Below are 10,214 nucleotides of genomic sequence, written 5' to 3'. Positions count from 1 at the left end.
CCACCGAGCCCGAGGGCGCCCGCGGCGCGACGATCTGCGTCGTCGGCGCCCGCGGCGGGGCCGGCGCCAGCGTCCTCGCCGCGGCCCTCGGCCTCGGCGCCGCGCGGACGGGCCTGTGCACCCTCCTCGTCGACGCCGACCCGCTCGGCGGCGGCGTCGACCTGATGCTCGGCCTGGAGGAGCGCGAAGGCGTCCGCTGGCACGACCTCGCCGAGCGCAAGGGCCGACTGAGCCCCGCGACCCTCCGCGAGTCTCTTCCCCGCTGCGGCGACCTGTCGGTGCTGTCCTGGCGGCGGGGCGAGCCGGTCCCCGTCCCCCAGGAGGCGTCCCTGTCCCTGCTCGACGCCGCCGTCCGCGGCTTCGACCTCGTCGTCGTCGACGTCCCCCGCTATCCGGGCGAGACGGGCCGGGCGGCCCTGCGCGCCGCCGACGTCACCTTCCTGCTCGTCCCCGCCGAGGTCCGCGCGACGGTCGCCGCGGACGGCCTGGCCGCCGCGCTGCGCCGGGAGACCGCCGACCTCCGCCTGGTCGTCCAGGGCCCCGCGCCCGGCGGGCTGACGGCCGAGACGGTCGCGCGGTCCCTCGACCTCCCCGTCACCGGCGTGTTCGAACGCGATCGGCGCCTCCCCACCGCCGTCGACGAGGGCGACCTCGCCCGGGTCTGCCGCCGCGGTCCCCTCGCCGAGTTCTGCGACCGGATCCTCGCCGACCTCGCCCTCCAGCCCTACGAGTACCGGGAGGCCGCGTGACCAGGCTCGCCGACGTCGTCCGCGACCGGCTCGCCGGCACCGGCGACGAACCCACCGCCGGCCGGGTCGCCGCCGCGCTGCGCGCCGAGGAGCGCCTCCTCGGCGACCGCGAGGTCCTGACCCTGGCCGACGAACTGCGCGCCGACCTCGTCGGAGCCGGTCCCCTCGAACCGCTGTTACGCTCGCCCGACGTCACGGACGTCCTCGTGAACGGCCCGGACGAGGTCTGGGTCGACGCCGGCCGCGGCCTCGTCCGCACCGCCGTCCGCTTCCCCGACGAGACCGCCCTGCGCCGCCTCGCCCAGCGCCTCACCGCCGCGGCGGGCCGCCGCCTCGACGACGCCTCCCCCTACGCCGACGCGCGCCTCCCCGGAGGCGTCCGGCTGCACGCCGTGCTCCCACCGATCGCCCCGAACGGCACCTGCCTCTCCCTGCGGCTTCCGCGCCGCCGCGCCTTCACCCTCGACGAGCTGATCGGCTCCGGCACCGTCCCGGCCGAAGGCGCCGCCCTGCTCGCCGCCCTCATCGAGACCCGAGCCGCCTTCTTGATCTCCGGTGGGACCGGGACGGGCAAGACGACGCTGCTCAGCTGCCTGCTGGGCCTTGCCGATCCGGGCGAACGCCTCCTCCTGGTGGAGGACTCCGCCGAGCTCAGACCGGACCACCCGCACGTCGTCCGGCTGGAGGCCCGCCCCCCGAACATGGAGGGCGCCGGTGGCGTGACCCTGAACGACCTGGTCCGCCAAGCGCTCCGCATGCGCCCCGACCGCCTCGTCGTCGGCGAGGTCCGAAGTCACGAGGTCGTTGTCCTCCTGCAGGCCCTGAACACCGGGCACGAGGGCGGGTGCGGCACCCTTCACGCCAACACGGCCGCGGACGTCCCGGCCCGTCTCGAAGCGCTCGCCTGTGCGGCGGGCCTCAGCCGCGAAGCGGTGCACAGCCAGCTCGCCGCCGCCCTGGACATCGTCGTCCACCTGGTCCGCGACCCGTCCGGCGGCCGCCGCCGGGTAGCCGAGATCTGCCTTCTGCGGCGTGCGGCCGACGGCTTCGTCGGCGTGGTCCCCGCCGTCTCCTTCACCCCCGAGGGGCAGACCGTCGCGGCTTCCGGCGCCGCCGACCTCAAGGCCCGCCTGGAGTCACCATGATCGGCTCCATGGGTCTCGCCGCCCTTTTCTCCGCCGCCGCGCTGTGGGCATTGCTCGCCTCGTCGCCCGCCGCTCAACGGCTCGACCGCCTGTTCACGCCACCACCGGAGCCGGTGGCCTCCCTCAGGAGCAGGATCGAGGCCGTCCGGGAGCGCCGTGGCCGCCCGCGACGATGGCGCACCGCGGTCATCGAGCTCTGCGACGGGATGGCCGCCGAGCTCGCCGCGGGCCGCACCCCGGACGAGGCGTTCGCGGTCACCGCCGCCGTCCTCGACCCCCACGTCGCCGAGACGCTCCTTACACCGGGTGCCCCGGGCCCGATGGCGAACTCCCCACCGGAAGTCCCCGACCACCTTGAGCGACTCGCGCGGATCCCGGGCGCCGAGGGTCTCCGCCTCCTGTCCGCCTGCTGGCGCGTCGGCTCGGAACGCGGCGGCACCCTCGCCACCGTGCTGGACGGCCTGGCCGCCGCCCTCCGGGACGAAGAGGCCCAACGCCAGGACATCACCGTCCAGTTGGCCGGTCCCCGTGCCACGGCTCGCCTCCTGGCCGCGCTCCCGATCCTGGGGATCGCCATGGCCGGGGCCCTGGGCGCTCACCCATTGGCCTTCCTCTGCGGCTCGCTGCCCGGCCTGGCCTGCCTGATCACCGGCACGGCCCTCAACGCCACCGGACTCTGGTGGACCCGCCGCCTGGCCCAAGCCGCCGAATGCCCCACTCCCTAGCCCGAGCACCAAAAGCCCACCCCACATCGTCGGCCACTCGCACCTCTCGGCAATCCACTCGGCCAGCCTCTAGACCGCCATCGCCCCCCACGAACAGACGGAAGACCGCCAAGGTCACATCAATAGCAGCCCCGGCCCCCGCCCCTTCATCTGCAAGACCGGCACCCACAAGAACAACTCGCTCCCCCCACACATCAGGCCATTTCTCGCACATCGCAGCCCCTTACCGCGCATCCCAAACAAACCACCCAGATTCCCACAAGACGCACAACAAGTGCCTCTGACGGAGCCGCATCGCCGTATGAAGTCGGAACCGAACGGCTGTATGCACGCGCCGCCGGAGAGTTGACGAACGGAGGAGAACGGTGTTTCTGGCCATCCTCTGCGCGGCGGTGGCAGGCTTTCTCTCCCCGCGCGGCGTCAACGCCGCGACCCGACGGCTCGTCCGGCGGCTGCCAGAGCCCACGACCTCAAGGCGGCTTCGGCCGACGCCGGAACACGCTGAGCGATCAGCCCGGCCGATGACCTCGGCGGATCCTGAGAAGCGCACGCGGACCCAGAACCCGAGCCGCAAGCGCAGCGGCCACGGCCCGCAGGCCACCGAGACCGGGCGGAGGGACGTGATCCTGCGGCGAGCGGCATCGACCGCGACCGGCCTGTTGTGCTTCGTGGTGGTGGGCGGACCGGTCGGCGGCGTGATGGGCCTTCTCGCCGGCCTGGCCGTCCGGTACTCGTTCACCCGCCTGGGCAGCGCGGAGCGTCAACGCCGCCGGGCGCGCCTGGTGGCCGACCTCCCGGTGGCCATCGATCTCCTTGCCGCCTGTCTGCGCGGAGGCGCGCCATGGCGCGGGGCCGTCGAGGCGGTAGCGGAGGCGGTCGGTGGCCCCTTAGGTGACGAACTGCACGCGGTGGCCGTCCAGATCCGGCTCGGCGCCGATCCGACCGAGGCGTGGCTGGCCCTGGCGAAAGAGCCGACGCTCGCGCCGCTGGCGCGCACCGCCGTCCGGGCGGCCTCCACGGGCGCGGCCCTGGCCCCTTCCCTGGGCCGCCTGGCCCGAGACCAGCGACGTGTCGCCCGGACGGCCGCCGCGACCAGGGCCAGATCCGCGGGCATACGCGCACTCGCCCCCCTGGGCCTGTGCTTCCTCCCCGCCTTCGTCCTGCTCGGGATCGTCCCCGCCATCGCCGGCATCGCCTCGACACTCCTCCTCCCCGGATGAGCATGGCGCTGGTCGTCGGGCTGGACGTAGCCCGAGCACGCGGACAGCACCGCCGTGCACACCGCGGCGACGGCACGTTCCCGGGCCGAGGCCAGCCGCAAAGGGGTGGTCCCGGTCATCGCCGGGTCGCCTCGACGATCCGCCCGCCCGGATGACGACGCCCCTGGTCTTCGAATTGCGCATGGTCGGAGAGCGCGGACATCACCGGCGCCCGCACTGTGACGGCGGCATGATCCCGGTGCCGAGGCCAGCCGCGAGGGGTGGTCCCGGTCATCGTCGGGGTCGCCTCGACGATCCACCTGCCCGGATGAGGATGGCGCTGGTCGTTGGGGTCGGACGTAGCGCGGGAGTGCGGACATCACCGCCGCGCACACTGTGACGACGCACGATCTCGGTGCCGAGACCAGTCCAAAAGGGGTCGTCTCTGCCATTGCTGGAATCGCTTCGACGGCCCCCTTCCCCCGGATGAGCATGGCGCTGGTCGTCGGGCTGGACGTAGCCCGAGCACGCGGACAGCACCGCCGTGCACACCGCGGCGACGGCACGTTCCCGGGCCGAGGCCAGCCGCAAAGGGGTGGTCCCGGTCATCGCCGGGTCGCCTCGACGATCCGCCCGCCCGGATGACGACGCCCCTGGTCGGCCCGACAGCCGCATCACCGCTCGTCCACACTGCAGCGGTGGCACAACCCTGTTGGTGAGGCCGGCCCGAAGCCGAGGTAAGGCCCAGCCGCTGACCGTGCTCGCTCAGCAGCCCCGCCACCACCGGCCTGCACCGTGGCGACGGCACGACCACGTGACGACGTCGATGCGAAGCCGAGGTGCAGACCGCGTCGCCGAGCGTGCTCGCCCAACAATCTCGCCATCAATCAGCGACTGCCCTCGGACCGCTCGACTGCCTACGGACCGCTCCCAGAGTGCAGTGACAACCGTCGGGCCGGCGAACAGGGAGCGATGCCAGCATCAGTGGGCACCCCACCGACGGCCGGCCACGTAATCCCAGTACTCACGTGCGTTCGTCGCCTAGGTTCAGCTTCCGGCCGCGACATCGGACGACGTCACCGAGGGTGGGGGGTTAGTCGCGGGCGCGGAGGTGGGAGTCGTAGACCTGCCGGAGCAGGCGGTTGAGGCTTTCTCGCTGACGGTGGCTCAGGGCGCCGAGGAACCGATCCTGTTCGGCATCGGCGGCTGCCGCGATGGCGTCGATGACGTTGAGTCCGGCGGTGGTGAGGGCGATGATGCGCCGGCGGTGGTCGGTGTCGTCGATCCGCCGGTCGACGAGCCCCCTGGCAGCCAGGGCGTCAAGGACCGGCACGATGTTGCGGGTGTCCACGGCGACCAGTCCGGCCAGGCGTCGCTGGCCGACCGGGCCCTGCTCCTTCAGGGCCACAAGGACCGTGTACTGGCTCTGAGTCAGATCGTGTCCGGTCAGGAAGGCCGTCCATGACCGTGACGCCAGCGACCCCAGTCGCGCCAGGAGAAAGCCCGTTCCCTGCTCGAACGCGAGATCGTCGCCACCGTCATCCATGCCCGCGATGCTAGTAGATAGACATGATTCATGTCCTCTGATAGACATAAAACATGTCTAGTGAGTGGCGTCACGCCCACCTGCCGGTCGGCGACCTGTCTCTGCACGTGGTCGAAGCGGGGGATCCGCGGGGCAGGCCGTACCTGCTCCTCCACGGTTGGCCGGAGTCATGGCGGACCTGGGAAGGCGTGATGGACGCCGCCACCGACGCTCGGGTCATCGCCATCGACCTGCCCGGGATCGGCGAATCCGTCGGAGCCGTCACCGGCGGAACGAAGCTGCGGCTGGCGGAGGCGATCCATGGACTGGTCCAGCGCCTGGCGCTCACCGATCTCACGCTGATCGGTCACGATGCCGGCGGGATGGTCACCTACGCCTATCTCCGGCAGTATGGCGACCTGGCCCGGGCGGTCATCATGAACACGGTGATCCCCGGTGTGGACCCGTGGACCGAGGTCCTGGCCAATCCCTACATTTGGCACTTCGGATTCCACGCTGTGGCGGCGCTGCCCGAGGCCCTTGTCCAGGGGCATCAGGCCGAATACTTCGACTACTTCTATCGCGTGCTCTCGGTGGACCCGGAGAGGATCTCCTCGCGTTCGCGGGCCGCCCACGCCGCCGCCTACGGCAGCGCCACCGCGCTCGCCGCCGGGTTCGATCTCTACCGGGCGTTCCCCCAAGACGTCCGAGACAACATCGCCCTCGCTGAGGCCGCACCGGTCGACACGCCGCTGCTCTATGTGCGAGGGGACGGCGAAGGCGGCGATATCACCCGCTACGCACAGGGTTTTCGCGACGCGGGAGTCCGCAATCTGAGGACCGCGCTGGTGCCCGACGCGGGTCATTTCGCTCAAGAAGAAGACCCCATCGGCGTCTGGGAACTCATTCGCGGCTTCGCCGCCGGCCCCCAAGTCGCTAACGAGGCCTGACCTTCCCGTTCGTTCGGATGACGCCTCCAGCCGATCACCTGGCCGGGTACCGCGCGCCGTGCCTTACGGCTTGGTGCTGGCCTCGGGGTGGCATGCACGGCGCGCTAGGTCGGCGACCTGGGGACCCCTCCCGCCCCCACCTGGGTTGTGGGCGTTCTGGTGCCGGGGACACCCAGTCACGAACCTCGCCGCGTTTGTCGGTGGTCAACGTCCCGGCCATTCGGCCTTCTCCGCTTTGCGAGGCATGCACCCGGACGTCCTCCTCACGGCGGACAAGACCCCCAAACCAGGTCGGAGCGGGTAGCGAGCCGGAGTTATCCACAGGTTGTCGTTCGTGCATCGCTGAGAGTGATGGCGCCACATGCTTGGACAGGACGCAGACAGGCGTTCATGGGCGAGGGAAGGAGCCTTCATGCAGGTGATACGGGCTGTGGTGCGGCGATGGCGAACCGAGGCCAGGGACCAGGGCATGTCCACCGCCGAGTACGCGGTCGGCACCATCGCGGCGGCGGCGTTCGCCGGGCTGCTCTTCAAGATCGTTACCAGTTCGGAGGTCAAGACCCTCCTTTTAGGCATCATCCGTCGGGCGCTTCAGCTCGCCGGGTGAGTGCTCGGGGCGTGCGTGAGCGGGGCATGGCCACGGCGGAGATCGCCGTGGCACTGCCCAGCCTCGTGCTGGTCACGGCGATCGCGCTGTGGGGGGTGTTGGCCGCCTCCGCACAGCTCGCCTGTGCGGACGCGGCGCGGACGGGCGCGCGGGCGGCGGCGCGGGGCGAGTCCCTTGCCGCCGTGCGTGCCCTGGTCGTGAAGGCGGTTCCGGCGGGCGCGTCGGTGAGGCTGCGTCGTGACGGAGCCACTGTGGAGGTCGACGTTTCCACGCCGGTCAAGGCACCAAAGGCCACGGGGTTGCCGCCGTTGGTCGTCCATGCCCACGCCGTCGCAGAGACCGAGCCGGGCGTTGGGGGAGGCTAAGCCGATCGTCGAGGGGCTGGGCCGGGCGGTGGGAAGACCGAGCCGGGTGTTGGGGAGACTCAGCCGGGAGTTAAGGAGGCTAGGCCGGTGTGTTGAGCGGCTGGGCCGGGTGGTGGGGGGCCGAGCCGGGGGTTGGGGAGACTCGGCCGGGTGTTGGGGAGGCTGGGCCGGGGGTTGGGGAGGCTGGGCCGGTGTGTTGAGCGGCTGGGTCGGGTGGTGGGGGGCCGAGCCGGGGGTTGGGGAGGCTGGGCCGGTGTGTTGAGGAGGCTGGGTCGGGCGGTGGGGAGACCGAGCCAGGCGTTGGGGAGACTCGGCCGGGGGTTGGGGAGGCTGGGCCGGTGTGTTGAGGGGGCTGGGCCGGGTGGTGGGGGGCCGAGCCGGGGGTTGGGGAGACTCAGTCGGCGTTGAGGGGGGTGACGGCCTCGTCGTTGCCTGGTCCTGAGGATGCTGCGCGGGTTGGTGGGCGTTGCCGCAGTCGTGTGGGGATCTGCGGAGCGGCTTGGTCGCGGCGGCGGCGCTGGCGAGCGGCTCGCTGCCGCTGAGGTATTGCACGCGGTGGAGGAGGGCGCGCCGCTTCGGGTTGTTGGTGGGAGGAGGCCGCGGTGGGGCGGTGTGAGCGGGAGCGGGGGGCCGGGACGATCTGGGTAGTCGGGTTCCTGGCCATCATCTGGCTGGTGGGAGGGGCCGCGGTGGCCGTTGGGGGAGTGCGGGGGGTGCGGCATCGGGTGGACGCTGCGGCGGATCTTGCGGCACTGGCCGGGGCGGAGCATGTGCCGGATGGGGGCGGGGTCGCCTGCGCTCGGGTGCGGAGTGTCGCGGCCTCGTCCGGAGTGCGCGTCTCGCGGTGCGTGGTGCGCGGAGAGGTCGTGGACGTCTCGGTCTGGCGTCCGGTGGACGTGCCACTCGGGATCGGTGTCGTCCGGGTGGAGTCTCGCGCCAGAGCGGGTCCAGTGGGCGTGACCTGGGGCGGGACGGTTCGTTGCACAGAATGTCAATGAAGTGCGGAGGTGGAGCGTGTTGGTCCGCGGACTCTTTGTCACCGAGCTGTGACCTTAGTTACCCGTTAGTACGTTACGCTGCCTTGAGCCTGCGGTCATCCTTGGGAAAGGTCGGCCGCACCAGCGGGACCGCGCTGTCGGCGGCTTGTTCGACGAAGGGAATGAGGTCGTGGCCATCATTCGCAGGATCGGTGCAGGCGTGCTCGCGGCCCCCCTTGCGATGAGCGCCCCGATCCTCGGCGCATCGCCCGCGAGGGCCGCCACGACCGGTGTGCTCTCCCCGGCGGCGGGCACGGTCATCACGAGCGGTTCCCAAGTGACCGCTCGGGCCCACTTCGACCTCGCGCTCACCATGCAGCTGCGCTACGACGGGCCGGGCAGGTCCGGTGTGCTCCTCGCGGAGAAGAGCCTGTGGGGCGACCTGTCGGGCTCCATTCCGATCAGCCGGAACGGGCAGTACCGGGTCTTCCTCAAGGGCAAGCAGACCGGACTTTCCTACGGTGAGGTGCACCCCTTCACGGTGCGGATCCCGCCTGCCGCGCCGAGCGGTGTGTCCGCGCGGGTGTCGTCCGGCAAGCTCGTCGTCCGCTGGAAGCGCGGCGGGGAGCAGGACCTGACCGGCTACACGCTGTCCGGGGCCGGTGCCGGCTCGGCGTCCGGTTCGGTGGGGTCCATGTGTTCGGGCGCGAACTGCACCGCGACCTTGTCGCTGACGCGGTCGAGCGGCTCTGTCTCCGTGGGCGTGCGGGCGAAGCGCTCGACGGGCACGGGTGGATCCATCAGTTCGGGGGCGACGACAGCCGGTGCGTTCGTCAGCAGCGGGAAGACGGGGACCGTTCCTCACGGTTCGGCGCCGTCGCTGTCGTCGGGCGCCACGCGGTCGAACTCCAGTGCGCCGCTGACCCCGTTCAACAACGAGTCGCCGGTGACATTGCCGTCCGTTCAGCCCGATGGCGCGACGCCAGGTTTCACCTACCCGACCCCGCAGATCGCCGACGCGCCCAAGGCTCAGAAGGTCGCCGGCACGGACCGGCTGCAATGGGGGAGGAGCGTCGCCATCGCACTCGTGCTGCTGGTGGCCGCGGCTCACCTCGGTACCTGGACGCGTCGCATGCGCGTGCACCAGGCCGGGACGAGCAGCCTCGGCATGGCCGCGCGGATCGCCCGTGGTGGCACCGGACGCACACGAGTCCGCGCGGCACGCGAGCGGATCGCGCGCGCCGAAGCCCTCGCCAAGACAGGGCCCGTGCAAGCGGTGGCCGTCCGGCACGAGGGTGTGCGGTCCCGGCCGGGCGGACGACGGCGCCCGCCCGCCGAGAAGAAGCCCGCCGACGTTGCCGAACCCACCGGCACGAAGGGTCGCGCACGTCGCACGTGACCCTCGCCCGCTCAGAGCCGCGTACTTCGGGGCTCTTCTGTTAGCGGGGCTGGCGACCGTTTTGTGCACGGTCTAGGCTGCCTTGCCAGTCGAATCCCCCGGATCGTCGGCCAAAGAAGGGTGCCTCCGCATGGTCTTCTTGGGGTTGGTCCTCGTGCTCGCCGCGGTGGTGGTGGCCGCGGCGGTCGTGGTCGACAACACGGGGGCGACGAGCCTCACCGTGTTCGGGCACGAGGTGCCGGGGGTCACCGAGCAGTGGCACGTCTTCATGGCGGGTGCCGTCGTCGCCATCGTGTTCATGGCGGGCGCCGCGGTCGCGGTCCTCGGGGTCAGGCACGCGATCGGCCTGCGTCGCGAGCTGAGGGACCTGCGGGAAGAGCACGAGGAGTCCCTGCAAACGCTGGAGATGGAACGGCGGAAGCTACAGCAGGCGCTGGCCCAAGCCCGGCGTGGTCTGGACGAGACTTCCATTCCCGTCCAGCGGATGGCCCCGAACTAGGCCGCGGCGACTGCCATACCGGCCTACGGGCTCGCCTGGCGGCTTGCTGGTTGACTGCAATCTCGGCCCAGGTT

The 10,214-nt window shown here is 71.7% G+C and carries 11 protein-coding genes; 10 read left to right on the top strand and 1 reads right to left on the bottom strand.

Features of this window, described 5'->3' with window-relative positions:
* From ssd to E1291_RS01450, 4 genes are all read left to right on the top strand, one after another.
* Positions 1 to 749 (top strand): septum site-determining protein Ssd (gene ssd / locus E1291_RS01465; protein WP_131735675.1); only part of this gene is annotated, 749 nt, incomplete at its 5' end.
* Positions 746 to 1,894 carry a TadA family conjugal transfer-associated ATPase gene (locus E1291_RS01460; protein WP_131735674.1) on the top strand — a complete coding sequence of 383 codons (1,149 nt, stop codon included), beginning with the start codon at positions 746 to 748 and terminating at the stop codon, positions 1,892 to 1,894. The genes ssd and E1291_RS01460, both read left to right, overlap by 4 nt.
* On the top strand, positions 1,891 to 2,619 hold the full coding sequence (locus tag E1291_RS01455; protein WP_131735673.1) for a type II secretion system F family protein: 729 nt from the start codon (positions 1,891 to 1,893) through the stop codon (positions 2,617 to 2,619). Before E1291_RS01460 ends, E1291_RS01455 begins: the two co-directional genes overlap by 4 nt.
* Before the next feature lie 521 nt (positions 2,620 to 3,140).
* Entirely contained in the window at positions 3,141 to 3,839 is a 699-nt protein-coding gene (locus E1291_RS01450) for a type II secretion system F family protein (RefSeq protein ID WP_131735672.1), read from the top strand.
* A gap of 1,072 nt (positions 3,840 to 4,911) precedes the next feature.
* Here E1291_RS01450 and E1291_RS01445 read toward each other — a convergent pair.
* The gene (locus E1291_RS01445; RefSeq protein WP_165494910.1) at positions 4,912 to 5,364 is read right to left on the bottom strand and encodes a MarR family winged helix-turn-helix transcriptional regulator; all 453 of its coding nucleotides are present in this window, start codon (positions 5,362 to 5,364) and stop codon (positions 4,912 to 4,914) included.
* 53 nt (positions 5,365 to 5,417) lie between these two features.
* On the opposite strand from E1291_RS01445, the gene E1291_RS01440 reads away from it, so the two are divergent.
* The 6 genes from E1291_RS01440 to E1291_RS01410 all read left to right on the top strand — a co-directional run bounded on the left by E1291_RS01440 (position 5,418) and on the right by E1291_RS01410 (position 10,140).
* Complete coding sequence (locus tag E1291_RS01440) at positions 5,418 to 6,293, top strand: alpha/beta fold hydrolase (protein ID WP_131735670.1); 876 nt, start codon at positions 5,418 to 5,420, stop codon at positions 6,291 to 6,293.
* A 412-nt stretch (positions 6,294 to 6,705) separates the two neighbouring features.
* Positions 6,706 to 6,900, top strand: a complete 195-nt coding sequence (locus E1291_RS01435; protein WP_131735669.1) for a DUF4244 domain-containing protein — start codon at positions 6,706 to 6,708, stop codon at positions 6,898 to 6,900.
* A gap of 26 nt (positions 6,901 to 6,926) precedes the next feature.
* Positions 6,927 to 7,265 (top strand): TadE family type IV pilus minor pilin, encoded by a 339-nt coding sequence (locus E1291_RS01430; protein ID WP_131735668.1) that lies wholly within the window; start codon positions 6,927 to 6,929, stop codon positions 7,263 to 7,265.
* Between the two features lie 602 nt (positions 7,266 to 7,867).
* Positions 7,868 to 8,263: an Rv3654c family TadE-like protein gene (locus E1291_RS44970; RefSeq protein WP_165494909.1), complete on the top strand. Its 396-nt coding sequence runs from the start codon at positions 7,868 to 7,870 to the stop codon at positions 8,261 to 8,263.
* 145 nt (positions 8,264 to 8,408) lie between these two features.
* Positions 8,409 to 9,641 (top strand): hypothetical protein, encoded by a 1,233-nt coding sequence (locus E1291_RS01415; RefSeq protein ID WP_131735667.1) that lies wholly within the window; start codon positions 8,409 to 8,411, stop codon positions 9,639 to 9,641.
* Positions 9,642 to 9,771: 130 nt separating this feature from the next.
* Positions 9,772 to 10,140 (top strand): hypothetical protein, encoded by a 369-nt coding sequence (locus E1291_RS01410; RefSeq protein WP_131735666.1) that lies wholly within the window; start codon positions 9,772 to 9,774, stop codon positions 10,138 to 10,140.
* Positions 10,141 to 10,214 lie beyond the last annotated feature (74 nt).

The organism is Actinomadura roseirufa (genome assembly GCF_900659635.1).
Lineage (GTDB): Bacteria > Actinomycetota > Actinomycetes > Streptosporangiales > Streptosporangiaceae > Spirillospora > Spirillospora roseirufa.
This window is presented reverse-complemented; position numbering and strand designations above follow the sequence as displayed.